The sequence below is a fragment of the Pseudomonas sp. genome, from assembly GCF_017744435.1.
Classification (GTDB): Bacteria; Pseudomonadota; Gammaproteobacteria; order Pseudomonadales; family Pseudomonadaceae; genus Aquipseudomonas.
Window position 1 is genome coordinate 1 of the sequence record NZ_JAGIBG010000008.1, and the last position, 24,655, is coordinate 24,655.

General features: G+C 64.1%; 25 protein-coding genes. 17 read left to right on the forward strand and 8 right to left on the reverse strand.

Annotation, left to right across the window (positions count from 1 at the left end):
* The 5 genes from J7573_RS07500 to J7573_RS07520 all read right to left on the reverse strand — a co-directional run.
* Positions 1-102, reverse strand: a 102-nt coding sequence (locus J7573_RS07500) for a hypothetical protein (RefSeq protein WP_294332583.1), incomplete at its 3' end; no start/stop codon positions are given.
* 101 nt (positions 103-203) lie between these two features.
* Entirely contained in the window at positions 204-1,031 is an 828-nt protein-coding gene (gene phnX, locus J7573_RS07505) for a phosphonoacetaldehyde hydrolase (protein WP_294331906.1), read from the reverse strand.
* 24 nt (positions 1,032-1,055) lie between these two features.
* Positions 1,056-2,396: an MFS transporter gene (locus tag J7573_RS07510; protein WP_294331909.1), complete on the reverse strand. Its 1,341-nt coding sequence runs from the start codon at positions 2,394-2,396 to the stop codon at positions 1,056-1,058.
* Between the two features lie 224 nt (positions 2,397-2,620).
* Complete coding sequence (locus J7573_RS07515) at positions 2,621-3,787, reverse strand: 2-aminoethylphosphonate--pyruvate transaminase (protein WP_294331911.1); 1,167 nt, start codon at positions 3,785-3,787, stop codon at positions 2,621-2,623.
* Positions 3,788-3,914: 127 nt separating this feature from the next.
* Positions 3,915-5,306: an FAD-dependent oxidoreductase gene (locus J7573_RS07520; protein ID WP_294331915.1), complete on the reverse strand. Its 1,392-nt coding sequence runs from the start codon at positions 5,304-5,306 to the stop codon at positions 3,915-3,917.
* Positions 5,307-5,445: 139 nt separating this feature from the next.
* Between J7573_RS07520 and J7573_RS07525 the strand changes: the two genes are divergently transcribed.
* From J7573_RS07525 to J7573_RS07540, 4 genes are all read left to right on the forward strand, one after another.
* Positions 5,446-6,327 carry a LysR substrate-binding domain-containing protein gene (locus J7573_RS07525; RefSeq protein WP_294331918.1) on the forward strand — a complete coding sequence of 294 codons (882 nt, stop codon included), beginning with the start codon at positions 5,446-5,448 and terminating at the stop codon, positions 6,325-6,327.
* Between the two features lie 100 nt (positions 6,328-6,427).
* A complete protein-coding gene (locus J7573_RS07530; RefSeq protein WP_294331921.1) occupies positions 6,428-7,531 on the forward strand; it encodes a polyamine ABC transporter substrate-binding protein in 1,104 nt (367 codons plus the stop codon).
* 36 nt (positions 7,532-7,567) lie between these two features.
* Complete coding sequence (locus J7573_RS07535) at positions 7,568-8,986, forward strand: aminotransferase (protein ID WP_294331922.1); 1,419 nt, start codon at positions 7,568-7,570, stop codon at positions 8,984-8,986.
* Between the two features lie 53 nt (positions 8,987-9,039).
* Positions 9,040-9,855 (forward strand): LuxR family transcriptional regulator, encoded by an 816-nt coding sequence (locus J7573_RS07540; RefSeq protein WP_294331926.1) that lies wholly within the window; start codon positions 9,040-9,042, stop codon positions 9,853-9,855.
* Between the two features lie 6 nt (positions 9,856-9,861).
* Here the strand turns inward: J7573_RS07540 and J7573_RS07545 are convergent, their stop codons facing one another.
* Positions 9,862-10,503, reverse strand: coding sequence for a DUF1109 domain-containing protein (locus J7573_RS07545; protein WP_294331927.1), 642 nt, complete (start codon positions 10,501-10,503; stop codon positions 9,862-9,864).
* Positions 10,490-11,077 carry a sigma-70 family RNA polymerase sigma factor gene (locus J7573_RS07550; RefSeq protein ID WP_294331930.1) on the reverse strand — a complete coding sequence of 196 codons (588 nt, stop codon included), beginning with the start codon at positions 11,075-11,077 and terminating at the stop codon, positions 10,490-10,492. Before J7573_RS07550 ends, J7573_RS07545 begins: the two co-directional genes overlap by 14 nt.
* A gap of 195 nt (positions 11,078-11,272) precedes the next feature.
* Between J7573_RS07550 and J7573_RS07555 the strand changes: the two genes are divergently transcribed.
* The 8 genes from J7573_RS07555 (at position 11,273) to J7573_RS07590 (ending at position 17,332) form a co-directional block, all read left to right on the forward strand.
* Positions 11,273-11,560 carry a DUF2282 domain-containing protein gene (locus J7573_RS07555; protein ID WP_294331931.1) on the forward strand — a complete coding sequence of 96 codons (288 nt, stop codon included), beginning with the start codon at positions 11,273-11,275 and terminating at the stop codon, positions 11,558-11,560.
* A gap of 16 nt (positions 11,561-11,576) precedes the next feature.
* Positions 11,577-12,410, forward strand: a complete 834-nt coding sequence (locus J7573_RS07560) for a DUF692 domain-containing protein (RefSeq protein WP_294331934.1) — start codon at positions 11,577-11,579, stop codon at positions 12,408-12,410.
* Positions 12,407-13,162, forward strand: a complete 756-nt coding sequence (locus tag J7573_RS07565; protein WP_294331937.1) for a DNA-binding domain-containing protein — start codon at positions 12,407-12,409, stop codon at positions 13,160-13,162. The genes J7573_RS07560 and J7573_RS07565 overlap by 4 nt, the downstream gene beginning before the upstream one ends.
* A gap of 10 nt (positions 13,163-13,172) precedes the next feature.
* Positions 13,173-13,640, forward strand: coding sequence for a DoxX family protein (locus tag J7573_RS07570; RefSeq protein WP_294331940.1), 468 nt, complete (start codon positions 13,173-13,175; stop codon positions 13,638-13,640).
* 161 nt (positions 13,641-13,801) lie between these two features.
* The gene (locus J7573_RS07575) at positions 13,802-14,788 is read left to right on the forward strand and encodes a DUF1852 domain-containing protein (protein WP_294331943.1); all 987 of its coding nucleotides are present in this window, start codon (positions 13,802-13,804) and stop codon (positions 14,786-14,788) included.
* Between the two features lie 27 nt (positions 14,789-14,815).
* Positions 14,816-15,847, forward strand: coding sequence for a methionine synthase (locus J7573_RS07580; RefSeq protein ID WP_294331945.1), 1,032 nt, complete (start codon positions 14,816-14,818; stop codon positions 15,845-15,847).
* A 24-nt stretch (positions 15,848-15,871) separates the two neighbouring features.
* On the forward strand, positions 15,872-16,381 hold the full coding sequence (locus J7573_RS07585; protein WP_294331948.1) for a flavin reductase family protein: 510 nt from the start codon (positions 15,872-15,874) through the stop codon (positions 16,379-16,381).
* A gap of 15 nt (positions 16,382-16,396) precedes the next feature.
* Positions 16,397-17,332, forward strand: a complete 936-nt coding sequence (locus J7573_RS07590) for a LysR family transcriptional regulator (protein ID WP_294331950.1) — start codon at positions 16,397-16,399, stop codon at positions 17,330-17,332.
* On the opposite strand, the gene J7573_RS07595 is transcribed toward J7573_RS07590, so the two are convergent.
* The gene (locus J7573_RS07595; RefSeq protein ID WP_294331953.1) at positions 17,324-18,238 is read right to left on the reverse strand and encodes a LysR family transcriptional regulator; all 915 of its coding nucleotides are present in this window, start codon (positions 18,236-18,238) and stop codon (positions 17,324-17,326) included. The two genes, J7573_RS07590 and J7573_RS07595, sit on opposite strands and share 9 nt — an antisense overlap.
* A 268-nt stretch (positions 18,239-18,506) precedes the next feature.
* On the opposite strand from J7573_RS07595, the gene speB reads away from it, so the two are divergent.
* The 5 genes from speB (at position 18,507) to betA (ending at position 24,429) form a co-directional block, all read left to right on the forward strand.
* The gene (gene speB, locus J7573_RS07600; protein WP_103447747.1) at positions 18,507-19,478 is read left to right on the forward strand and encodes an agmatinase; all 972 of its coding nucleotides are present in this window, start codon (positions 18,507-18,509) and stop codon (positions 19,476-19,478) included.
* Positions 19,479-19,493: 15 nt separating this feature from the next.
* Positions 19,494-21,002: an aldehyde dehydrogenase family protein gene (locus tag J7573_RS07605; RefSeq protein WP_294331962.1), complete on the forward strand. Its 1,509-nt coding sequence runs from the start codon at positions 19,494-19,496 to the stop codon at positions 21,000-21,002.
* Positions 21,003-21,096: 94 nt separating this feature from the next.
* A complete protein-coding gene (locus tag J7573_RS07610) occupies positions 21,097-21,276 on the forward strand; it encodes a hypothetical protein (protein WP_196155382.1) in 180 nt (59 codons plus the stop codon).
* On the forward strand, positions 21,273-22,742 hold the full coding sequence (locus J7573_RS07615; protein WP_294331975.1) for a cytosine permease: 1,470 nt from the start codon (positions 21,273-21,275) through the stop codon (positions 22,740-22,742). The genes J7573_RS07610 and J7573_RS07615 overlap by 4 nt, the downstream gene beginning before the upstream one ends.
* 4 nt (positions 22,743-22,746) lie before the next feature.
* Positions 22,747-24,429, forward strand: coding sequence for a choline dehydrogenase (gene betA / locus J7573_RS07620; protein ID WP_294331978.1), 1,683 nt, complete (start codon positions 22,747-22,749; stop codon positions 24,427-24,429).
* The last annotated feature ends 226 nt before the right edge of the window (positions 24,430-24,655 follow it).

A 24,655-nucleotide genomic window follows, 5' to 3' on the forward strand; every position in this document is an offset into this window, starting at 1 on the left:
CTGGCCTTTGACCGGGGCCACGAACTCACCGCCGATGAAGTTGCCGTAGCGGCTCTTGAAAGTGACCTTGGCGCCTTCCGTGCCGGGATGTGCATAACGCATGTTGATTCTCCTGGGTGTCTCAGCGGTGCTGAGGGGTCGTTGTTCTTGTGTTGGCCAGGGCAGGGGCTGGCGCAGGGGCAAACCCCCGCCCTGGGCGTCAGTCAGGAGGCTTGCGGGGTTTCCCCCCGGGCCAGGCGCTGGTTGATGTCGTCGATCACGGCGGGCAGGTCGACGATGGTGTCGATCAGGTAGTGCGGGCGAGAAGGCTCGAACAGCTTGACGATGCGCGCACGCTCTTCAGCCAGCTTGTCCGAGGGCAACGCCTTGTAGAGCTGGTAGGGCAGCCCCAGCGCGTTGCCCGAACAGGTCAGGGCCACCGTCCACATGCCCGCCTTGCGGCCTTCGAGGATGCCGGGCCAGGTGTCGTCCACCTTCACGCAGGCCGCGACATCATCGATGCCCAGGGCGATGACGTTGGCCAGCGCCTGGGAAGGCCAGGGCCGCCCGTTGGGCGTTTCGTCGGTGGCCACGACATGGTCGGCGACGTAGCCGTTCTGCCGGGCCAGCTCGACCACCTTGTCCATCACCACTTTCGGGTAGCCAGAGCAGGAACCGACCTTCATGCCCCGGCGGCGTACCTCGGCGATGGTGTCCAGGGCACCCGGAATCAGCGCCGAATGGACGGCGATTTTTTCGATCTGCAGCGGCATGAAACGGTTGTACAGCGCCGTCACATCGTCGTCGGTCGGCGTGCGGCCAAACACCTTGCGATAACGTTCGGCAATGTCGGGGATGTCGCACAGGGTGCGGATGTGGTCCCACTTGCCCATGCCCATCGGGCCACGGGCTTCCTCCAGCGACACCGTCACGCCGAATTCGGCGAAGGCTTCAACGAAGATCTGGGTTGGTGCGAAAGAGCCGAAATCGACCACGGTGCCGGCCCAGTCCAGGACCACGGCTTGCAGTTTTGCTGGTTTTTCATAATTCATGGGCGTTGCTCCAGTGAGTGTTTTTCAGGCAGTGGTGCCGAGTGCTGCAGGTTGTACGGGCGTTGCCGCCGCGGCCGTGTGTTCCACCGTCCGCGGACGGCTGTTCCAGAAGGGCACCAGCATCGCGGCGGCCAGCAGGGCGGTGCCGGTGAACACCACGAACACCGTGATGGTGTCGAAATAGCCCGGCAGCAGGCCGCCGAGAACCGCACCGACCGAACCACAGCCGTTGACGAAGCCGGCGGCGGACGCTGCGCCATCCTTGCTGCCGAAATCGATGGCTGCCGACCCGCTGATCATCGAGTCCGGCCCGTACAGGGTGAGCCCCATCATGAACAGCAGGCCCACCACGACATACAGGCTGCCGCTCTGCATGGCCGGCACGAACAGCGCCAGGCAAGCCGTCAGCACCACCAGGCTGAGGACGCAAGCGGGGATGCGCCGGGCGCCGAAGTACTTGTCCGAGGCAATGCCGATGAGGATGGGCCCAACCAGCCCGGCCAGTTCGAAGGAGGTCGGGACGATGGCCGAGGCCACCTTGCCAATCTCGGGCATGCGCTCATAGATGATGGCCGGGCCCCACAGCAGGATGGCGTAGCGGGCGGGCTTGAGCATGAAGTAGGCCAGGCCCAGGAACAGCACGGTGCGGTTCTTCATCACCGTGCGCAGGCCGGCCCACACGCTGGTGCGGGGCCCTGCCGCCTTGCCGACGGCATCAAGCTCGATCTCCACGGGCGGCAGCCCTACGTCTTCCGGGCGATTGCGCTGCAACAGGAAGAACAGCAGGGCGACCACCAGCACCACGGCGGCGCTGCTGAAGAACGCGATGCGCCAATCGTGATACGCGTCGTAGGCCCACCAGCCGGCGAAGGGGGTCGCCACCAGCCCGCCGAACGCGTAGGAGGTACTCCAGTAGCCCAGTACGCGGCCACGTTCACGGGTGCTGAAGAAACTGCCCACGTTCTTGCACAGCCCGGACCAGCCGGTGGACTGGGCAAGGCCCTGGATCAGCATGCAGGAGGCAAAGATCGGCAGGGTGGCATAGGTGCCCATGAGCACCGCAGCCAGCGCAGAGATCAGCAGGCCGCTGAGGACCACGACCCGGGGGCCGAAGCGGTCGGAGAAGTTGCCCCAAAGAAACTGCCCGACGGCATAGGCCGTCAGATAGAGGGCATCCAGGTTGGCCATCATGGCCTTTTCAAGGACGAAATCCGGGTCTTCGCCAATGCCTAGCTTGGCGACGGAAAACGCCTTGCGGGTGAAGTAGAAGGCCGCATAGGCCACCCAGGTAATCAGGAAAACTTGAACGCGCCAACGCTGAAGCGATTTCCAGCCAGTCGCGAGAGGGCTTGCATCATGGTTCATGGTGTGCGGATCCCGTAGTGGGTGCCAGACAGCGCAAGGTCAGGGGTTTTGTTGTTGTTTTCGAGGCTGAACGATGCATCCATGCACACCCCGTCATCAGCTGCCCGCAAGCGGGCCTCGGCCAGACGTGTGATGGGGTTCCAGGGTGAAGAAAAGGTCCTTGCCCAGGGGGGCGATCCACTCGCCCCCCTGCTCGATCTGGCAAGGACCTTTAACCGGTGCGATCAGGCAGTGGCGTGCTGTATGTCGACATTCATCGCCAGCAGGCTGTCGGCGATGGCGCGCAGCAACTGATGAACGACAGATTCGTCGATCTGGCCGATACAGCCGATACGGAAACTTTCAGCGACGGTCAGCTTGCCGGGGTAGATGATGAAATTGCGCGACTTCAGTTCATCGTAGAAACGCTTGAACTCGAAGTTCGGATGTTCCGGGCTGAAGAACGTGGTGATGATCGGCGACAACCAGCGGTCTTCGAGCAGCGTCCTGAAACCCAGGTTGCGCATGCCGGCCACCAGCACATCGCGGTTGCGGGTATAGCGCGCCAACCGCCCGTGCACGCCACCTTCTGCGTCGTGTTGCTCCAGTGCCTTGTGGAAGGCCACCACGCTGTGGGTCGGAGGGGTGAAGCGCCACTGGCCGGTCTTCTCCATGTAGGCCCATTGCTCGTACAGGTCGAGGCTCAGTGAATTGGCGCGGCCTTTGGCGGCTTCCAGGAGGGTGCGGCGAATGATGACGAAGCCGAACCCCGGAATACCCTCGATGCATTTGTTGGCGGACGACACCACCACGTCGAACGGAATGTCCTGGACGGTCAGCGGTACCGCGCCGAACGAGCTCATCGCATCGATGATCAGGCTCTTGCCATGGGCCTTCACCACGTTGGCGATTTCACGCAGCGGGTTGAGGATGCCCGAACTGGTTTCGCAGTGAACCAGAAACACGTTGCTGACGTCGGGGTTGGCCTTGAGCAGGGCGTCCACTTCCTCAGGCTGGGGCGGCAGGTAGTCGCCCTTGTCCAGGGTGATGAAGGCGCGGCCCAGGTACTCCAGGGTCTTGGTGGCGCGCTGGCCGTAGGCACCGTTCATCAGCACCAGTGCCTTGCCATCGCGGGGGATGGCGGTGGCCAGCGCCGCTTCGACCGAGTAGCTGCCGCTGCCTTGCAGCGGCACGCAGGCGAAGCTGTCATCCGTTACCCCGGCCATGGCCAGCAGGTGCTTGCGAACATCCGCGGTTACTTCGTTGAAGGCCTTGTCCCATGAACCCCAGTCGCGGAGCATGGCTTCTTTGGTGGCCTTGGAGGTGGTCAATGGCCCTGGGGTCAACAGGTAAGGTTCGCCCAGTGCAGGGGCGGCCAGCGCTTGAGGAACGGGAAACTCGGCTTTGGTCATGATCTTCTCCGGCGGTCTTGTTTTTGTGGGGAGTGATGCATGGCGTGATCAAACCATTCGCGAAAAAATAAATAAAATCGATTTATCACATTTCACAAATAAGCCGAGCTTATGAGTTGATGCAAGCTCATGCCTTGTCCGCCTTGCCGGCTGCGGCAGCGAACCTGGCCAGGTGAACATCCAGCCGGCGAGGGCGCCGGTTGAGGTCCTCGGCATGCTCTTTGCGGCGAATGGCATTGCGCACCATCAATGAGCCCAGATAGCGGATGGGTTCCGGTGGGAAATGCCCGAGCGGGCCGTCGAGCAGCGGCGAACGTGTCCACGGGTTGTCCAGCCCCAGCACCAGCGATGACAAAATCTGACCGCCCATGTGGCAGGGGCCCACGCCACTTCCGGAATAACCGACGCCATAGAAGATATTGCCCCTGGCGCCCATGCGGCCGAAGAACGGCAAGCCGGTGACCGAGCGATCCGAAGGGCCGTTCCAGGTCGCCGCGATATCGACGCCGGTAAATGCCGGGAAGAACTTTTCCAACGCCCCACGCAGCAGGTTGGCATAGGGTGATGGCTGGTCGAACACCGGCAGCATGCGCCCGCCGAAGGCGAAGGTATTGCCGCCTTTGCCCAGCATGATTCGCCCGTCAGGGGTGTTGTGGTAGTAGTGGACGAAGATGCGCGAGTCGAGCACCGTCACGCCGCTGGTCAGGCCGATGCGCTCCAGCAGGTCCGGCCGGGGTTCGGTAATGATCATGTCGCTCGAGACAATGGCCACCGAACGCGAAAACTGTGGGAAGGCCCGGGCCATCCAGGCATTGATCGCCAGCACCACGTTGGCGCAAGTGACCTTGCCATGGGGGGTGATGACCGAGGTTGGCAGGCCTTCGTCCAGGCCGACCATGGGCGTGCCTTCATGGATACGCACGCCCAGCCCCAGTGCGACGCGGCGCAGGCCACGGACCAGTTTGGCCGGTTGCACGCTGGCTGCGGCGGGCGAGTACCAGCCTTCAAGGTGCTGGGCCGAGCCCGCCATCCGTTGCACGTCGGCGAGCGCGCGCTTGGTGAAGGTGTTGATGCCATGGCGCTCCAGCGCGGCGACCACCGCGTCGGTGGAGCCGACCTGCGCCTGGCTGGTCGAGGTGTACAGCGTGCCGTCGAGACGGTAGTCGGCATCCACACCGTACTTTTTGCAGAAGTCGCCTATTGCGTAGATGCTCTGCTCCGACGCCTTGACCAGGCGCACCGCCTCTTCGAGCCCGAACAAGCGCTCCAGGGTAAAGAACTTCGCCGACCAGGACAGCGCACAACCGCCATTGCGCCCACTGGCCCCCGCGCCGCAGATGTCCGCTTCGACGATGAGCACATCGAGTTCGGGGTTCTGTTCCTTGAGCATGATGGCGGTCCACAGGCCGGTGTAGCCGCCACCGACGATGCAGACATCGGCGCGGGTGTCCTGGCGCAGCGGCGGGCAGGGTTCGTCGGGCTGGTTCTTCAGGGCTTGCTCGAGCCAGAAAGGTCGCATCGTGTCTCTCCAGAAAGGGGGGCAGAGCAGGGCAGCGGTGAAGGCGCGCCTTGCGAAAAGCATCCTTGCAGTGCACTGTCCATAAATAAAATCGATTTATCGTATGCAGGCATAGGGCAGGGCTATAGAAGGCGGCGCCATGACAATCTCACACACCCAACTCAAGGCATTTCATGCCGTCGCCGTGAATGGCGGCTTCACGCGTGCGGCAGAGCAGCTGTGCCTTTCGCAACCCTCGGTGTCCGACCAGGTGCGCAAGCTCGAGGATTACTACGGGGTCCTGTTGTTTCTGCGCGAAAAGCGTCAGGTGCGCCTGACCGAGGTGGGGGAGCGCCTGTTCGGCCTGACCCAACGCCTGTTCGATATCAGCGTCGATGCCCATGACATGCTGATGGACTACCGCACGCTGTCCACCGGGGCACTGAACCTGGCGGTGGACGCGCCGGTGCACGTGTTGCCCTATGTCGCCCGCTTCTGCGCCCGCTACCCCGGGGTCGACGTGAAGATCGAGACCGGCAATACCGATGAGGTGCTGGAGCGGCTGTTCGGCTACAAGACCGACATTGCCCTGCTGGGGCGCAGCATCGAAGACGAACGCTTGCTGACCTTGCCGATTCGCAGCGACCCGATGCTCGCGTTCGTCGCCCATGACCACCCCTGGGCACACCGCACGTCCGTGTGCCTCGCCGACCTGGCCGAGGCACCGATGGTGCTGCGCGAAGAAGGGTCGGTGACACGGTTGTCCCTGGAGCAGGAGATGGCAGCGGCCGGGTTGCGCATTCGCAAGGTCATCGAGGTCGAGGGGCGTGAAGCGGCGCGCGAGGCCGTGGCGATCGGCATGGGGGTGGGCGTCGTGTCCGCCGCCGAACTGGGCTCGGACTCGCGCATCCGCGGCCTGCCGATCGACGACAGCCAGCACCGCTTTACCGAGACCCTGGTGTGCCTGCGTGCGCAGAGTTCACGGCGCATCCTCACGACGTTCTTCGACATGGTCCGGGAGCAGCTAAGACAAGGGGCCTGATCGACCCCACCCATTCGGGTTATGGCCCCGTGGGCAAATCCCCCGGATAGTGGCTCCATCCGCTCAGCCGAGCCGATCCTGATCACACGATGGAGTTGCTATGCGCAAGGCATTGAAGGTGATTTCCAGTCTGTTGCTGTGTTGTACCGCCACGGCCGCTCTGGCCACCGAGGCAGACACCAGCAACACGCTCAGGTTGTACAACTGGACCGACTACATCGGCGAAAACACCCTCGCCGATTTCGAGAAGCAGACCGGCATCAAGGTGATCTACGACACCTTTGACGGCTACGAGACGGTCCAGACCAAACTGCTCACCGGCCGCTCCGGTTACGACCTGGTGATGCTCAATGGCTCCCTGGTGCCACCGCTGATCAAGGCCGGGGTGTTCCAGCCGCTGGACAAGTCCAAGCTGCCCAGCTGGGCCAACCTCGACCCGCAAGTGGTGCAGAGCCTGCAAGCCTTCGACCCCGGCATGCGCTACTCGGCGCCCTATACCTGGGGCAGCTCCGGCATTACCTACAACGTCGACAAGATCAAGCAGCGCATGCCCGACGCACCGATCGGCTCGCTGGCCATGCTGTTCGACCCGAAGATCGTCTCGCGCTTCGCCGACTGCGGCGTGACCGTGATGGATGCGCCCAGCGAAGTCATCCCGCTGGCCCTCAAGTACCTCGGCAAGGACCCGCAGAGCGCCAAGCCGGCCGACCTCAAGGCCGCCCAGGACGTGCTCATGGGCATCCGCCCCTACATCAAGAAGTTCGACTCGGTGAACTACCTCACCAGCCTGCCCAACGGCGACGTGTGCATGGCCCTGACCTGGTCCGGCGACTACGCCACCGCCCAGGCCCGCGCGGTGGAGGCGAAGAAGGACATCAACCTGGCGTTCTTCATTCCCAAGGAAGGCTCGCTGATCTGGTTCGACAGCCTCTACCTGCCCAACGATGCCCCCCACGTGGCCAACGCCCACCGCTTCATCGAATACCTGTTGCAACCCAAGACCATGGCCGACGTGACCAACTACATCCACTACGCCAACAGCAACGCCGCCGCCACGCCGCTGGTGCAGGCCGATATCCGCAACGACCCGGCCATCTACCCCGACGAGCCGACCCGCGAGCGGCTGTTCACCCAGAAGTCCCAGGACCCCCAGGCCATGCGCGCCATCACCCGGGTCTGGAGCACGGTCAAGACCGGCATCTGACACCTTTCACCGTACCGATCTGACAAGGAATTGCTTATGGCTACCCCGACTCGCCCATTGGCCGCCACCGCGCACAACGACCAGCTGGTGAAAGCCGACAAAGCCCACTACATGCACGGCTACCACATGTTCGACGAGCACGCCGAGCAGGGCGCGCTGAACATCCAGGCCGGTGATGGCGCCTACATCCACGACACCCAGGGCAACCGCTTCCTCGACGCCGTCGGCGGCATGTGGTGCACCAACATCGGCCTGGGCCGCGAGGAAATGGCCCTGGCCATCGCCGACCAGGTGCGCCAGCTGGCCTATTCCAACCCGTTCTCGGACATGGCCAACCCGAAAGCCATCGAACTGTGCCAGAAGCTCGCCAGCCTGGCGCCGGGCGACTTGGACCACGTGTTCCTCACCACCGGCGGCTCCACCGCCGTGGACACCGCCTACCGGCTGATCCAGTACTACCAGAACTGCCGCGGCAAACCGCACAAGAAGCATGTGATCGCCCGCTACAACGCCTACCACGGCTCGACCTGCCTGACCATGTCGATCGGCAACAAGGCCGCCGACCGGGTGCCGGAGTTCGACTACGCCCACGAACTGATCCACCACGTCTCCAACCCCAACTTCTACCGGGCCGGCGACGAAATGGACGAGGCCGAGTTCCTCGACTTCCTGGTGGCCGAGTTCGAGGACAAGATCCTCTCCCTGGGCGCAGACAACGTCGCCGCCTTCTTCGCCGAGCCGATCATGGGTTCGGGCGGGGTGATCATCCCGCCCAAGGGCTACTTCCAGCGCATGTGGCAGGTGTGCCAGACCTACGACATTCTCTTCGTCGCCGACGAAGTGGTCACCTCGTTCGGCCGCCTGGGCACCTTCTTCGCCTCCGAAGCGCTGTTCGGCGTCACCCCGGACATCATCACCACCGCCAAGGGCCTGACCTCGGCCTACCTGCCACTGGGTGCGTGCATTTTCTCCGAACGCATCTGGAAAGTGATCGCCGAACCGGGCAAGGGCCGCTGCTTCACCCACGGCTTCACCTACAGCGGGCACCCGGTGTGCTGCGTGGCGGCACTGAAGAACATCGAGATCATCGAGCGGGAAAACCTGCTGGCCCACGTCAACGATGTCGGCAGCTACCTGGAGCAGCGCCTGCAGACCTTGGCTGCACTGCCGCTGGTTGGCCAGGTGCGCTGCATGAAGCTGATGGCCTGTGTCGAGTTCGTCGCCAACAAGCAGACCAAGGCGCTGTTCCCGGACGCGGTGAACATCGGCGAGCGCATCCATGTGCGGGCCCAGGCCAAGGGGTTGCTGGTGCGTCCGATCATGCACCTGAACGTGATGTCGCCGCCGCTGATCATCACCCACGCCCAGGTGGACGAGATCGTCGACACCCTGCGCAGCTGCATTCTCGAGGCGGCGCAGGAACTGACCGAGCAGGGCCTGTATCACGGCCAATGATCGACCTGCAGCCAAAGATGCGCGCGCGTGCCCCGGCCGGTAGACTGCGGGGCATGAGCCGAGCACACGAAAACACCACAATAAACCTGCCGTTTCATGCCCTGCAGCAATGGCACAGCGCCCTGCAACAGGCCTTCGCCCACAGCGAGGGCCCGGACGCGCTGGCCTGGCTGGCGGCGGCCATCAGCCAGCTGGTGGCCGCCGAGTCGATGCTGATCAGCCTCGAACGCAAGGGCCAGCCGCCGCAGCTGCTGTATCAGCAGGGCATCCCGGCCCGCTACCACGAGGCGGTGCTGGAGCGCTATTTCGCCGCGGGCTACCTGCTCGACCCGTTCTGCCTGGCGGTGCAGAAGGGCCTGGCGCAGGGTTTCTACCACCTGGAAGACATCGCCCCGGACAACTTCTTCGACAGCGACTACTACAAGACCTATTACCTGGGCACCGGCTGCAGCGAGGACAGCTACTTCATCGTCGACCTGGGTAACGACAGCAAGATCTCCCTGAGCCTGTTCCAGGGCTGTAGCGGTGCACGGCTGGGGGTGGCGCAGCTGCACCTGCTGCAGGCCGTGGAACCGATGGTTCGCGAGCTGCTGATGCGCTTTGCCCGGCATGGCCTGGAGCCGCAGCCGGAAGCGAACGAAAGCGTGCAGGCCGCATTCGACAGCTTTGGGTGCGGGGTGCTGACCGAGCGCGAGCGGCAAGTGGCGCAGATGGTGTTGCAGGGGCACTCGGTGAAATCCACCGCCCATGAACTGGGCATCTCGCCAGAGACGGTGCGCATGCACCGCAAGAACCTGTACCTGAAGCTGGATATCAACTCGCAATCGGAGCTGTTCGCCCAGTTCATCGGCTGGTTGCGGCGGATCTGAGCGGGCTCACCAGCGCAGCAGGCGCGGGCCCAGCCAGGCGCCGAGCGCGGTCGGCAGCAGCATGCCGAGCACGTACCACAGGCCCCAGAACGGCACGCCCATCTCCGGGCAGTGCAGGCAGTAGGCCAAGGTGGCCGTGGAGCCGGCCAGCAGGCCACCGGCGGCACCGGCCTGGCGCAAACGGGTCGGTGCCAGGCCGCGCAGCGCCCAGAAGACGCTGGCCAGCCCCGGCAGCGAGAGCAAGGTGATGTTCAGCGCACAGGTGCGCCAGGTGCGGCCGAACAGCAGGTCGGCGCGCGCATCGAGCGGGGCGCCGGCCAGGCTCAGCGCCGCCCCCAGCCACAGCAGCAGCAGGGGCAGGCCCAGCAGCCCCCAGGCCAGGCCACCGCGCACGCCCGGCCTGGCCAGCCGGCTGGTCAGCCACAGCCCGAGCATCGCCAGGCTGCCGGGCAAGGCCACCTTGGCCCAGAACAGCGGGGTGCGCGCCACTTCGGCCAGGTCGCTGCGCACGCCGTAGAGGGCCGCAGTCATCAGCGCTGCGGCCAGGCCGCCCAGCAACACGGCCAGGCCCAGGCGCCGAATCGTAGCGTTGTGCTGCACCGGGCCTTCGCCTGCAGCCAGCAGGCTGATCAGGTCATCGGTCTTCATCGTCGCTTTTACCTCCAATCAACCTGGCCAGGGCCTTCAGGCCGCGGTGTATGCCTACCTTGATCGCTGAGCTGGAAAGCCCGGTCAGTTGCGCGGTTTCCTCCACCGAAAGCCCCTGCAACTTGACGTGGACGATCGGCAGCCGCTGGCGCTCGGGCAGCTGTTCCAGCAGCCTGGCCAGGTCGCGGCTGGCTTCGGCAGGTTCCGCATCGCTGCTGGCGAACAACTCGGCGTCGTCATCCAGTGGCGCACTGTGCGCATCCAGGCGGGCCCGGCTGCGCAGGTAATCGACCAGCTTGTAGCGGGCGATCGCCTGCACCCAGGCGGTCAAGGGTTGTTGCGCCTGATAAGTATGCCGCGCGTTGTGCACTGCCAGCAGCACCTCCTGCAGCAGGTCCTCGATCTCGGCCGGGCGGCTGGCCAGGCGCCGCCGCAGAAACGCCCGGATATGCAGCGCCAGGGCCGCGAGGAAGGCCCGGTAGGCCTGCGCATCACCCGCCAGCCCGGCCAGCAGCAAGCTTTGCAGCTGGGCTTCACGCGCATCGAGCACTGCCTGTGAGTTAGTTCGCTGCATGGGCCGCCTGGGTTACACCGTGGGTGCATTTTCGGTGAGCCAGCCGTCGGCGACCCCCTGGATTGAAACCTTAGGTCGCCGCAGCCGGTTGAGCGAAAAATTTTTCCAGGGCTGTAACCGGATCCGCACACGCCACGAACTACTCCATGAGCCGCCGGTAAACCTGCCACGGCCACCCACTCTGGAGACTTCAGCATGAAAACCTTAGCCCTCGCCACCGCTGCCCTGGCCCTCGCTTCGCTGGCAAGTGCCGCCTTGGCAGCCACCCCCACTCAGCCGGCCGGCAGCGGCGCCGCCATGGAGAAATGCTACGGCGTCGCCATGGCCGGCAAGAACGACTGCAAGGCAGGTGCCGGTACCACCTGCGCCGGCTCTGCGAAAAAGGACTACGACGGCATGCACTGGAAGAACGTCCCGGCCGGCACCTGCACCTCGATCAAGACCCCGACCGGCATGGGCTCGCTGACCCCGATCCAGTCCTGAGCAGAGGAGGCCGACCATGAACGGCAAGGCAGCACTGGGCGCCGGGATCGGGCTCAAGGCCGAGCACTATGACGCGGCGCTGGCGTGCCGCGCCGAGGGGCTCTGGTTCGAGGTTCACCCGGAGAACTACATGGTCGGCGGCCCGCGCCTTGCCTGGCTGTTGCGCATCGCCGAGTGCCACCCGCTGTCGCTGCACGGCGTGGCGCTGTCGCTGGCGGCCGATGCCGAGCCGGACCCGCAGCACCTGCAACGCTTGCGCACGCTGATCGACCAGGTGCAGCCGGTGCTGGTGTCCGAGCACCTGGCCTGGTCGACCTGGCGCGGCGCCTATCACCCCGACCTGCTGCCGTTCCCGCGCAGCAGCGAGGCTCTGGCCCGCATCAGCAGCAATATCCAGCGCAGCCAGGAAGCGCTGGGGCGGCGGATCTCGATCGAGAACCCCAGCCATTACCTGCAGCTGGACGGGCATGAATGGGACGAGATCGATTTCCTCGCCGAACTGGCCCGGCGCACCGGTTGCGGCCTGTTGCTGGACGTCAACAACGTCCATGTCAGCGCACACAACCTGGGCTTCAGTGCTGCCGGTTATCTGGACCGCTTTCCGGCACAGGCGATCAGCGAAATCCACCTGGCCGGTTACAGCCACGACGCGCAAGGCAGCTTGCTGATCGACTCGCACGATGCGCGAGTCGCCGAGCCGGTCTGGGCGCTTTACCGGCGCCTGATCGCCCGGATCGGCCCGCGCCCGACGCTGGTCGAGCGTGATGGCAATGTCCCCTCGTTCAATGAACTGCTGGGCGAACGGGCCATGGCCCAGGCGACCCTTGATAGCCCTGGAGTGCAGCCATGAACCTCACCTTGAGCCAGTTCCAGGACGCGTTCGCCGCCGCCTTGCAAGGGCGCCCGGCGCCAGGGCTGGCGGCGCTCACCGAACAGCCGGCGTTCGCGGTGTACCGCAACACGGTCATGGCCGGCTGCGTGGAGGCGTTGTGCGACAATTTTCCCAGCGTCCTGACCCTGGTCGGGCGCGAATGGATGGAGGCTGCCGCGGTGGCCTACGCACGGCAAGCGCTACCCGACGATCCCCGGCTGATCCATTACGGCGCTGCCTTCGCCGACTTTATCGAGCAGGCGCAGGCACAACACGGCGTGCCGTACCTGGCCGAGGTTGCGCGGCTGGATGCCTGCTGGAACGAGGCCTTCAGCGCGCTCGATGCGCCTTGCCTCGACCTGGCCGAGCTGGCGGGCATGACGGCCGGCGACGTGGCGCGCAGCATTCTGTACCCCCGTAGCAATGCCCGCTGGCACTGGTGCGCGGCGCATCCGGCCTACCGCCTCTGGCGCTGCGGCCGCGAGCAACTGGCCTGGGCAGACGATCAGCCCTGGGTCGGTGAAGGCGCGCTGTTCGTCGGCGGCCCCGAGGGCGTTGCTCACCAGCCGCTGGGGCAGGGCGGCTGCGCGTTCCTGCAGGCCTGCGCAGTCGGGCAACCCCTCGAACAGGCCTCACAGTTTGCCCAACACACCCAACCGGACCTGGACTTCGGCGACCTGCTTGGCCGCCTGGTCGCTGCACAGGTTTTCCGCCCGCTGAGCTTTGCTTGAGGACACCGCCATGGACCACGTCCATACCACACCCTTGACCAGTAACCTGCGCCACGCTTGGAACCGGCTTGCCGATGCCCTGCAACAACACCTGGGCGACAGCGTCCTGTGCCTGGTTGCGCGGTTCGGCATTGCCTCGGTGTTCTTCCTGTCCGGGCGAACCAAGGTCGAAGGTTTTCTGACCATTACGCCGAGCACCTACGAGCTGTTTCGCACCGAGTACGCCTTGCCGCTGATTTCCCCCTGGCTGGCGGCGCACCTGGCCACCTACGCCGAGCACCTGTTCTCGCTGTTGCTGGTGCTGGGCCTGATGACCCGGCTGTCGGCCCTGGCGCTGCTGGGCATGACGACGGTCATCGAAGTGTTCGTCTACCCCGATGCGTGGCCCACCCACCTGACCTGGGCAGGTCTGCTGCTGCTGTTGATTGCGCGGGGGGCGGGGCGGTTGTCCCTGGATCACCTGCTGAAGGTGCGCTGATCGCTCACGTCGGGGGGCGGGGCTGGCGCTGTTCGCGCTGAAGGCGTCATGAGCATGACTAAAGGTTTTGTGAAATCAATTCAGTTCCACTCGCTCAGACCCTCAACCTAGAATACGTCTCAATTAAAGGCTATTTAAGTATTCGAGTGAGACGGTCGATCATGACGTGCACAGATTTCAAGTTTTCCATCAAGAGCATTTGTTTCGACGAACACTATCGTCCTGCCGAAACGACGCGCCTTACTACCAACTTCGCCAACTTGGCGAGGGGTGCGAGCCGCCAGGAAAATCTGCGTAATACGTTGCAGATGATTGACAACCGTTTCAATGCCCTGGCGCACTGGGATAATCCCGAGGGGGATCGTTACACGGTCGAGCTTGAAATTGTTTCTGTCGCCATGAGCCTCGGCGATGACAATAACGGTCAGGCATTGCCGTTGATCGAAATCCTGAAGACGAACATCGTCGACCGCACCACGGGCGAGCGCACAGCAGGCATGGTCGGCAACAACTTCTCTTCTTACGTGCGCGATTACGACTTCAGCGTCCTGCTGCTGGGGCACAACAAAAACCAGGCCGCCTTCAGCACGCCCGAGCATTTTGGCGAGCTGCACGGCAAGCTGTTCAAGAGCTTCGTCAACTCGGCAGCGTATAAAGAACACTTTGCCAAGCCACCGGTTATTTGCCTGAGTGTTTCCAGCAGCAAGAAGTATCACCGCACTGAAAATCAGCACCCTGTACTGGGTCATGAATACCAGCAAGATGAATATTCGTTGACGGATGAATACTTCGGGAAAATGGGCCTGAAGGTCCGTTACTTCATGCCGCCGAACAGTGTTGCGCCCTTGGCGTTCTATTTCGCCGGTGATTTGCTGGGTGACTACAGCAACCTTGAGTTGATCAGCACCATCAGCACCATGGATACCTTCCAGAAGATCTATCGGCCGGAAATCTACAATGCGAATTCCGCGGCAGGCAAATGCTACCAGCCCAGCCTGCAGCACCAGGATTATTCATTGACGCGCATTGTCTATGACCGCGAAGAACGTAGCCGGCTGGCCATCGAACAGGGACGCTTTGTCGAAGAGCACTTCATCAAGCCCTATCAGGCTGTGCTCGAACAATGGTCCGCTCATTACGCGTGCTGAATTACCAGGAATACAAGGTCATCCGCCATGAAAAAACTGTTACCCACTTCCACCGCTGGCAGCCTGCCCAAGCCTTCCTGGCTGGCGCAACCGGAAACACTCTGGTCGCCCTGGAAGTTGCACGATGAAGCCTTGATCGAAGGCAAGCAGGATGCCCTGCGCCTGGCCCTGCAAGAGCAGCAGCACGCCGGTATCGACATCGTCAGCGATGGCGAGCAAACCCGTCAGCACTTCGTCACCACCTTCATCGAACACCTCGATGGCGTGGATTTTGAAAAACGTGAAACCGTCAGGATTCGCGATCGCTACGATGCCAGCGTGCCAACGGTGGTGGGCGCCGTTGCTCGTCGCAAGCCGGTCTTCGTCGAAGACGCCAGGTTCCTGCGTCAGCAAACCGCGCAACCGATCAAATGGGCGCTGCCAGGCCCCATGACCATGATTGACACGCTGTATGACGCGCATTACAAGAGCCGCGAAAAACTGGCCTGGGAATTCGCCAAGATCCTCAACCAGGAAGCGCGCGAACTCGAAGCGGCCGGTGTCGACATCATCCAGTTCGATGAACCGGCGTTCAATGTGTTCTTCGACGAGGTGAACGAGTGGGGGGTGGCCACCCTGGAGAGGGCGGTCGAAGGCCTGAAATGCGAAACGGCCGTGCATATCTGCTATGGCTATGGCATCAAAGCCAACACCGACTGGAAGAAGACCCTGGGTTCGGAGTGGCGGCAATACGAAGAAGCCTTCCCCAAACTGCAAAAGTCCAGCATCGACATCATCTCGCTGGAGTGCCACAACTCCCACGTCCCCATGGACCTGATCGAACTCATCCGTGGCAAGAAGGTGATGGTCGGTGCCATTGACGTGGCGAACCACGCAATCGAGACCCCCGAGGAAGTCGCCAATACCCTGCGCAAGGCGCTGCAGTTCGTGGATGCCGACAAGCTCTACCCATGCACCAACTGTGGCATGGCGCCGTTGCCGCGGCGTGTGGCCAACGGCAAGTTGCGTGCCTTGAGTGCGGGGGCAGAGATCGTCCGCCGCGAACTCGCGCGCCAATAAGCCCGCCGACCCTCAGGATTTGCCATGTCACTTCTCAGTACGGCCATCGAGCCCGTGAGCTTTCGCCAGGCGCTGGGGCACTACGCCTCCGGCATCACGGTGATCACCTCATTGATCGAGGGCCAGCCGATCGGCTTCACCTGCCAGTCGTTCTACAGCGTATCGGTGAACCCACCGCTGGTTTCCTTCAGCGTGATGGCCGGTTCGGCCAGTTATCCCGGTATGCGCCAGGCGGGTCGGTTCGCGGTCAACATCCTTTCCGGCGAGCAGGTGGGGATTTCCAACCAGTTCGCCCGCAAGGGCACTGACAAGTGGCAGGGCGTCGACTGGCAGCAATCGCCGCTGGGCAATCCGCTGATTGCCGGCAGCCTGCACTGGCTGGACTGCGAGCTTCACGCCGAACACGTTGCCGGTGATCACCTGATCGTGATCGGCGAGGTGAAGGCGTTGAAGGTGCAGGACGCTACGGCGACGCAACCCTTGCTGTACTTCAAAGGACAATATTGCAACCTTGCCGCCCATGGCGCGCTGTGAGGTTGCCGGCTTCCCATGATTGATCTGAGACACCTGCGCACCCTGCATGCCCTGCGCGAAACCGACAGCATGCCCGACGCCGCCGAGCGCCTGCACCTGACCCAGTCGGCGCTGTCGCACCAGTTCCGCGAGCTGGAAAACCGCGTCGGCATGCCGGTGTTCGTGCGCAAGTCCAAACCGGTGCGCTTCACCACCGCCGGCCTCAAGCTGCTGCAACTGGCCGACCAGGTACTACCGCTGATCCGCACCACCGAGCGCAACCTGAGCAAGCTGGCCAACGGCACGGCCGATCGGCTGCACATCGCCATCGAATGCCACAGCTGCTACCAGTGGCTGATGCCCTCGCTGGACGAGTTTCGCAGCGCCTGGCCGGAGGTTGAGCTGGACCTGGCCTCGGGCCTGTCGTTCGCGCCGCTGCCGGCCCTGGAGCGGGGCGACCTCGACCTGGTGGTGACCTCCGACCCGTTGCCCCTGCCAGGGATCACCTACGTGCCGCTGTTCGGCTATGAGGCGATGCTGGCCATCGACAAGCACCATGCCCTGCGCGACAAGCCGTATGTGGAACCTGGCGACATCGCCAGCCAGACCCTGATCACCTACCCGATCGAGCGCAACCGCCTGGACATCTTCACCGGCTTCCTTGACCCCGTCGGCATCGAACCGGCCCAGGTCCGCACCGCAGAGATGACCGTCATGATAATGCAGCTGGTGGCCAGCGGCCGTGGCGTGTGCTGCCTGCCCAACTGGGCGGTGCACGAGTACACCTCGCGAGGTTATGTGATTGCCAGGCGCCTGGGCGAGCACGGCCTGCAGGCGACGCTGTATGCAGCGGTGCGCAGCGACATGCTCGAAGTGCCTTACATGAGCGATTTCCTGCTCACTGCAAAAGACATTTCCTTTGCCACGCTGGAGGGCGTGAACGCGGTGTCTGCGCGCTCGACATCAGGCTGAACCTGGCTGCGATGCGCAGGCATCGAGGTCTTCGAGGAACGCTTGGAGGATAGGCGGGCGCGATACGCCGCGGCGGGTGACCACATCGAACGGCGAGCAGAGGTCCAGCGTGCTGGCGCCCAGGCGGCGCATGTCGCCGGTCTTGATCCATTGCTCGGCGAAGTGCACCGGCAAGAAGCCGATATAGGCGCCGGAAATGATCAGGATCGCCGCCGCCTCGATGTTCTCCACGGTCGCATCGGCCTTGGTGATGCCCAGCTGTTCGAGGTCGTACTGCTGCATGTAGCCGCGCACCACGATCCGGCTCTGGCGCACGTCCTCCATCAGCCGGCCGTTGCTCGCGTTGCTGGCGAACAGCGGGTGGCGCCGGCCACAGTAAAGCCCCAGGGCCTCGTCATACAGCGGCTGGTAGGACAACCCCGCGACCCGCAACGGGAAGTGGCCGATGGCCAGATGCAGGCGGCCATCGAGCACGCGTTCTTCAAGCTCCGCCGGGGCGCCGATGTAGATGTGCAGGTGGGCATCGTGCCCGCGTGAAACAAAGCGCTGGGTGGTGCGCGGCAGGGGCGAGACGGGGTCGGTCAGGGTCGAGTCGATGATGCCCAGGTTGAGCTGGCCGCTGATGTGCTGCTTGAGCACGTCGGCGTCCATGCAGAAACTCTCCACGGCGCCGAGCAGGCGCAGGGTCGCTTCATGGATGGCCACCCCTTGCTCGGTCAGGCGAAAGCCGCTGCGCCCGCGCTGGCAGAGCTTGACCCCCAGGCGGGTTTCCAGGTGCGACATCTGTTCGCTGATGGTTGACTGGCCGGCATTGAGCGCCGCCTGCGCCGCAGAAAAACCGCCGCACCTGACAATCGTGGTGAATACCCTGAGCAGCTTCAGGTCGACATCGTGGAGCTGGATCACCGTAGCCTCCCGGCCGGGTTTCACATCGCCAGTGCTGATATGAACACCCGTGCATTGTTCTTGTCGCGCAAGCTAACCATGAGTGCCTGGCCACTGCAATGCCGGGCATCGCCAGGTTGAAGCGCCGACGGATACTTCGGATGGCGCGATGTATGTATCTGCACTTGCGCATTTTTCCCCGCCGCAACGCTAGCCATAGTGGATCGCAACGGTGGTCGAGCAGTCGCCCCGTCTCCTGAAACAGAACAAGAACTGGAGAAACCAGAACATGGCAAAGCACGGTTACGAGTCCGGCCGCCTGAACCTGCCCTTCGTGGGCCATTGCACGTTCGCCAAGGCCCCGGTGTGCACCGACTGGGCGGCAATCGACGCCGATGTGGCAATCCTTGGCGCACCCAATGACATGGGCACCCAGTGGCGTTCCGGGGCACGTTTCGGACCCCGCGGCATTCGCGAGGCATCGACCCTGTTCTCCTTCGGCCATGCCGGCGCCTACGACTTCGAGGATGACGCCACCTACCTGACCGAAGACCAGGTGCGCATGGTCGATGTCGGCGATGCCGATATCGTCCACACCGACATGGCCAGCAGCAACGCCAACATCGAGGCGGCGGTGCGGCAGATCCTTGCAGCGGGCGCCATGCCAGTGGTGCTGGGCGGTGACCATTCGGTGCACGCCCCGGTGATCAAGGCGTTCGAAGGCCACGGGCCGATCCATATCGTGCACTTCGATGCCCACCTGGATTTCGTCGACGAGCGCCATGGCGTGCGCTACGGGCACGGCAGCCCGCTGCGCCGGGCATCAGAGCTGGAGCACATCGTCGGCATGACCCAGATGGGCATCCGCAACGTGTCGTCCTCCAACCGCGATGACTACGATGCCGCGCGCGAGGCCGGCTCGCAGATTCTGTCGGTACGTGACGTGCGCCGGCTGGGCTGTGCGGGCGTGCTGGCGAAGATCCCTGAAGGCCGCAACTACTACATCACCATCGACATCGACGGCTTCGACCCGTCCATCGCCCCAGGCACCGGCACCCCGAGCCATGGCGGATTCTTGTACTACGAAGTGCTGGAGATCATCCAGGCGCTGGCCCAGCGCAGCCACGGCCGCATTGTCGGCATGGACCTGGTCGAAGTGGCCCCGGCCTACGACCCCACCGGCATTACCTCGATCCTTGCCGCGCAACTGCTGATGAACAGCATCGGCTTCATCTTCCACGCGCGCGCCAAAGCCCGCTGATTCGGAGACTGTACTGTGGACCACAAGGTAAAAGCCTACTTGCAGGCCTTCGGTGTCTGCGAGGCGACCCAGCACTTTCTCAGCAAGCCGCAGCGCATGTTCATCGACGGCGCCTGGCTCGAGGCCAGCGACGGCGGCAGCGCCGAGGTGATCGAGCCGTCCACCGAGGGTGTGCTGACGCGCATCCCCATGGCCACCGCCGATGACCTCGACCGCGCCGTGCGCGCAGCACGGGCGCAGTTCGATGGCGGCGCCTGGAGCCAGCTCAAGCCGCTGGAGCGCGAGCGCCTGATCCATCGCCTGGCCGACCTGATCGAAACCCACGGCGACGAACTGGCGCAGATCGAGGCCATCGACATGGGCAAGTCGGTGGTCCAGGCGCGGGCGGTGGATATCCAGGGCACGGTCGATACCCTGCGCTATTTCGCCGGTTGGGCCAGCAAGATCCACGGCCGCACGGTCGAGCCTTCGCTGCCTGGCAATTACCTGGCGTACACGCGCAAAGAGGCGGTAGGGGTGGTCGGCGCCATCGTGCCGTGGAACTTCCCGCTGCAGACCATGGCCTGGAAGCTCGGCGCGGCGTTGGCGACCGGTTGCACCGTGGTGGTCAAGCCGGCGGAGCTGACCTCGTTGTCGGCGCTGCGCTTTGCCGAGCTGGTGCAGGCCTCGGGTATTCCCGACGGGGTGATCAACATCGTCACCGGGCGCGGCAGCGTGGTCGGCGAGGCGATGTCGCGCCACCCGGGCATCGACAAGCTGAGCTTTACCGGCTCGACACCGGTCGGCTGCTCGGTGGGCAAGTCGGCGATGGACCAGATGAAACGCCTGACCCTGGAACTGGGCGGCAAGTCGCCGGTGATCGTGTTCGCCGATGCAGACATCGAGGCTGCGGCGCAAGCCGTGGCCAATGGGGTGTTCTTCAACTCCGGGCAGGTGTGCGACGCTGGCACCCGTGCGTATGTCGAGCGCAGTGTCTACCCGGCGTTTCTCGAAGCGCTGGCACGCTACACCGCCACCTTGAAGATCGCCCCGGGCCTGGACCCGGACTGCTTCATCAGCCCCATGGTGTCGCGCCAGCAACAGCAGCGGGTGCTGGACTACATCGCCCTGGGCAAGGCCGAAGGCGCGCAGGTGTACTACGGCGGCGAGCCGCTCCACGGCCCGGGCTTCTTCGTGCAGCCCACGGTCTTCGCCAACTGCAGCAACGACATGCGCGTGGTGCGCGAGGAGATCTTCGGCCCGGTGCTGGTGACCCAGCCGTTCGACACCCAGGAACAGGCGCTGGCCCTGGCCAACGATTCGCAGTTCGGCCTGGCGGCCGCGATCTACTCCAACGACCTGGGCAAGGTCCATGGGCTGATACCGAAACTGCGTGCGGGCACGGTATACGTCAACGCCCACAGCACCCTGGACCCGTCCATGCCGTTTGGTGGCTACAAGCAATCGGGCTATGGCAAGGACATGGGCGCCGAACAACTGGAGTTCCTGCTGGAGACCAAGGCGGTCTGGATCACCCTGCCCTGAGGAGGGCCGTCCTGCGCCGCTGAAAGTTGGCCGGCGGCGCAGGTTTATCGAATGCATCGAATTTCAATAACAAGAACCTGTCGAGGTGATGCCGATGAACAGCCAAGTGGATGTCGAGCGTGCGCAAGACCTGGAAAGGCGCCTGCGCGCCTATGAAGAGCTGGAGAACAGCGCCCGCTGGCCGGGCGCCCTGACGGCGGTCGACGTGGTGGCGCTGGCGCTGCTGACGCTGGTGATGGTGGCCGGCGCGTACTACCTGGGAGGCCAGCCATGAGTGCTTCCCGCGAGCAAGAATTTCGCCTGAGTGCGGAACGTGGCGACACCCCCTTGCTGCCCAATGAACGGGTGTGGGGGTTCTGGGGCTTTGCCTACGCCAACTCGGCGCTGGCGGTGGCCACCTGGGTGTTCCTGATCGGCGGCGCCACCGCGTTGTTCGTCGGGCCCTTGCAAGGGATTGCCGCGATCATCATCGGCAACATCATCGGTGTGGTCCTCGCCGCATCGTCCACCTGCCTGCCGTGTGGCAAGTACGGCGTCGAGCAATTTACCTTCCTGCGCAGCATGTTCGGCTTCAACGGCAGCCGCCTGGTGTACTTCCTGTCGGTGGTGGTGCTGACCCTGGGCTGGCTGGCGGTGCTGGGGCTGATGTGCGGGCGGGCGCTGGACAACCTGCAAACCTTGGTGCAGCAGCGCGAGGCCAACGCTGACGACTGGCTGGTGACTGCCGGGGGCTTGCTGGCCATCGTGCTGGCGGCGCTGGTGGCCATGCGCGGGCCGGACATGATCCGCCGGCTGAGCGCGGTGATCGCGCCCAGCCTGATCCTGATCATGCTGGCGCTGATGTACTTCATTTCCCGCCGCTACAGCTTCGACGAACTGCTGGCCATGCCGCCTTTGCAGCCGCCGTTCGAGAACCCCCACGTCAACTTCATGGTCGCCGTGGAAATCAACATCGCCGCGGGCTTCTCCTGGTGGCCCTACATCGGCAACCTGTCGCGCCTGTGCAGCAACCAGCGCACGGCCTTCTGGCCCAACCTGGTGGGCATCTTCGGGGCGGCGTCGCTGGGCGAGTCGGTCAGCCTGTTCGCCGCCACCACCCTGGGCAGCAGCGACCCTACCGCCTGGATGCGCCTGGCGGGTGGCATGGGCTTCGGCGTCATCGCCCTGAGCTTCCTGGCGCTGGCCAACCTGACCGGCATGGTCAACATCCTCTACACCGCGGTGATCGGCTTGCGCCAGCTGGCCGGCGAGCGCCTGCGCAGCGTGGGCTGGGGGGTACTGATCGGGCTGTTCTGCATCATCCCGGTGGTGATCGTGGTGTTCCTGCCGGGGATCTACGACGGTTTCTTCATCTTCCTGGTGTGGACGTCCGCGCTCAACAGCGCCCTGGCCGGGATCGGCATCGCCGATTACTTCTTCCTGCGCAAGCAGCGCCTGAACCTGCGCCAGCTCTACGCCGAGCAAAGCGTGTCGCCATTGCGCTACTGCAAAGGCTTCAACCCCATCGCGCTGCTGGCGCTGGTGGCGGGCTTCGCGATCTATGTGGTGGTGTTCAACCCGCAGACCCTGGCCCATACCGACTTCTTCACCTTCGCCACCGCCTCGCTGCCGTCCTGCCTGCTGGCCGGGCTGGTGCACTACGGCCTGACCCGACTGCTGGCGGCGCGCCTGGGTTGGGGCGGCTACCCAAAGCGTAATGAACACACCCTCCAGGCTGCCGGCCTGCGTGTACAGGACTAGAACCATGACCAAGCGATACGACTACATCATCATCGGCGCAGGCTCTGCCGGCTGCGTCCTGGCCAACCGCCTGAGCGAAGACGCCGGTACCTCGGTGCTGGTCCTGGAATTCGGCGGCAGCGACCGTAGTGTGCTGATCCAGATGCCCAGTGCCTTCTCGCTGCCCATGAACACCAAGAAGTACAACTGGCGCTATGAGACCGTCGCCGAGCCGCACCTGGACAACCGCCGCCTGCATTGCCCACGGGGCAAGGTGCTGGGCGGCTCATCGTCGATCAATGGGCTGGTCTACATCCGTGGCCATGCCTGCGACTTCGATGAATGGGAAAGCCTGGGGGCGAAGAACTGGAGCTACCGCAACTGCCTGCCGTACTTCAAGCGTGCCGAGCAGTACAAGTTCGGTGGCGATGACTACCGCGGCGGCATGGGGCCGCTGGCCACCAACAACGGCAACAACATGCAGAACCCGCTGTACGGCGCCTGGGTCGAGGCCGGTGCCGAAGCCGGCTACATCAAGACCGACGACTGCAACGGCTACATGCAGGAGGGCTTTGGTGCCATGCACATGACGGTCAAGGATGGCGTGCGCTGGTCCACGGCCAACGCCTACCTGCGCCCGGCCATGAGCCGGCCGAACCTGACCGTGATCACCCATGCCATGACCCGGCGCATCCTGCTCGATGGCAAGCGGGCAGTGGGTGTGGAATATGACCATGATGGCCAGACCCACAAGGTGCTGTGCAACCGCGAGGTGCTGGTGGCGTCCGGCCCGATCGGTTCGCCGCACTTGTTGCAGCGCTCCGGTATCGGCCCCGAAGCCGTGCTGAAGAAGGCCGGCATCGAGGTGCGCCACGCCCTGCCCGGGGTGGGCGAGAACCTGCAGGACCACTCGGAAATCTACATCCAGTATGCGTGCAAGGAGCCAGTGACCCTCAACGGCAAGATGAACCTGCTGGGCAAGGCGATGATCGGCCTGCGCTGGTTGCTGTTCAAGGACGGCCTGGGCGCCAGCAACCACTTCGAGGCGGGCGGTTTCATCCGCTCGTCCAAGGGCCTGCGCTGGCCGGACATCCAGTTCCATTTCCTGCCGGCGGCCATGCGTTATGACGGCGACAAACCGTTCAAGGGCCATGGCTTCATGGTGCTGACCGGGCCCAACAAGCCCAAGAGCCGCGGCCATGTGCGGGCGCTGTCGGCCGACCCGTACCAGCATCCGGAAATCCGCTTCAACTACCTCGAGAGCGAGGAAGACCGCGAGGGCTTCCGCCGTTGCGTGCGGCTGACCCGCGAAATCATCGCCCAGCCGGCCATGGACCGCTTCCGTGGCGAGGAGCTGGCGCCCGGGCCGCAGGTGCAGACCGATGAGCAGATCGACGCATTCGTGCGTGCCAACATGGAAAGCACCATGCACCCGTGCGGCTCGTGCCGGATGGGCGAGGATGACATGGCCGTGGTCGATTCGACCTTGCGCGTGCATGGCTTGCAGGGGCTGCGGGTGATTGACTCTTCGGTGTTCCCGAGCGAGCCCAATGGCAACCTCAACGCGCCGACCATCATGCTGGCCGAACGTGCTGCCGACCTGGTGCGCGGGCGCCAGCCGCTGGCACCGAGCGATGTGCCGGTTGGCCTGGTGGGGGGCTGGGAGGAGCAGCAACGCAGCCGCGCGCCGTTGCGTGAGATGCGCTAAATGACCGGCTGACGGGGTCTGTGGGAGCGCGCCAGCTTCAAGTAATTGAGCAAGGCAGTTGCTCTCAAGACAAAAGCGGCCAGCGCAGGCACGCGATCATGGACTGGAATCGCTCCGTTGGCACGATTTCGATACAGGATGGGGAAGGGCAGCGCTCAATGCGCCTGGGGCTGCTTGAGCGCCAGATTGGCACGCTTTTCTGGAGTGACTTCTTTCCAGCCAATAA

What these genes read in the sequence shown, in the direction of transcription:
- phnX (WP_294331906.1), bottom strand. Translation starts at nt 1,031, where the DNA reads ATGAATTATGAAAAACCAGCAAAACTGCAAGCCGTGGTCCTGGACTGG.
- J7573_RS07510 (WP_294331909.1), bottom strand. Translation starts at nt 2,396, where the DNA reads ATGAACCATGATGCAAGCCCTCTCGCGACTGGCTGGAAATCGCTTCAG.
- J7573_RS07515 (WP_294331911.1), bottom strand. Translation starts at nt 3,787, where the DNA reads ATGACCAAAGCCGAGTTTCCCGTTCCTCAAGCGCTGGCCGCCCCTGCA.
- J7573_RS07520 (WP_294331915.1), bottom strand. Translation starts at nt 5,306, where the DNA reads ATGCGACCTTTCTGGCTCGAGCAAGCCCTGAAGAACCAGCCCGACGAA.
- J7573_RS07525 (WP_294331918.1), top strand. Translation starts at nt 5,446, where the DNA reads ATGACAATCTCACACACCCAACTCAAGGCATTTCATGCCGTCGCCGTG.
- J7573_RS07530 (WP_294331921.1), top strand. Translation starts at nt 6,428, where the DNA reads ATGCGCAAGGCATTGAAGGTGATTTCCAGTCTGTTGCTGTGTTGTACC.
- J7573_RS07535 (WP_294331922.1), top strand. Translation starts at nt 7,568, where the DNA reads ATGGCTACCCCGACTCGCCCATTGGCCGCCACCGCGCACAACGACCAG.
- J7573_RS07540 (WP_294331926.1), top strand. Translation starts at nt 9,040, where the DNA reads ATGAGCCGAGCACACGAAAACACCACAATAAACCTGCCGTTTCATGCC.
- J7573_RS07545 (WP_294331927.1), bottom strand. Translation starts at nt 10,503, where the DNA reads ATGAAGACCGATGACCTGATCAGCCTGCTGGCTGCAGGCGAAGGCCCG.
- J7573_RS07550 (WP_294331930.1), bottom strand. Translation starts at nt 11,077, where the DNA reads ATGCAGCGAACTAACTCACAGGCAGTGCTCGATGCGCGTGAAGCCCAG.
- J7573_RS07555 (WP_294331931.1), top strand. Translation starts at nt 11,273, where the DNA reads ATGAAAACCTTAGCCCTCGCCACCGCTGCCCTGGCCCTCGCTTCGCTG.
- J7573_RS07560 (WP_294331934.1), top strand. Translation starts at nt 11,577, where the DNA reads ATGAACGGCAAGGCAGCACTGGGCGCCGGGATCGGGCTCAAGGCCGAG.
- J7573_RS07565 (WP_294331937.1), top strand. Translation starts at nt 12,407, where the DNA reads ATGAACCTCACCTTGAGCCAGTTCCAGGACGCGTTCGCCGCCGCCTTG.
- J7573_RS07570 (WP_294331940.1), top strand. Translation starts at nt 13,173, where the DNA reads ATGGACCACGTCCATACCACACCCTTGACCAGTAACCTGCGCCACGCT.
- J7573_RS07575 (WP_294331943.1), top strand. Translation starts at nt 13,802, where the DNA reads ATGACGTGCACAGATTTCAAGTTTTCCATCAAGAGCATTTGTTTCGAC.
- J7573_RS07580 (WP_294331945.1), top strand. Translation starts at nt 14,816, where the DNA reads ATGAAAAAACTGTTACCCACTTCCACCGCTGGCAGCCTGCCCAAGCCT.
- J7573_RS07585 (WP_294331948.1), top strand. Translation starts at nt 15,872, where the DNA reads ATGTCACTTCTCAGTACGGCCATCGAGCCCGTGAGCTTTCGCCAGGCG.
- J7573_RS07590 (WP_294331950.1), top strand. Translation starts at nt 16,397, where the DNA reads ATGATTGATCTGAGACACCTGCGCACCCTGCATGCCCTGCGCGAAACC.
- speB (WP_103447747.1), top strand. Translation starts at nt 18,507, where the DNA reads ATGGCAAAGCACGGTTACGAGTCCGGCCGCCTGAACCTGCCCTTCGTG.
- J7573_RS07610 (WP_196155382.1), top strand. Translation starts at nt 21,097, where the DNA reads ATGAACAGCCAAGTGGATGTCGAGCGTGCGCAAGACCTGGAAAGGCGC.
- J7573_RS07615 (WP_294331975.1), top strand. Translation starts at nt 21,273, where the DNA reads ATGAGTGCTTCCCGCGAGCAAGAATTTCGCCTGAGTGCGGAACGTGGC.
- betA (WP_294331978.1), top strand. Translation starts at nt 22,747, where the DNA reads ATGACCAAGCGATACGACTACATCATCATCGGCGCAGGCTCTGCCGGC.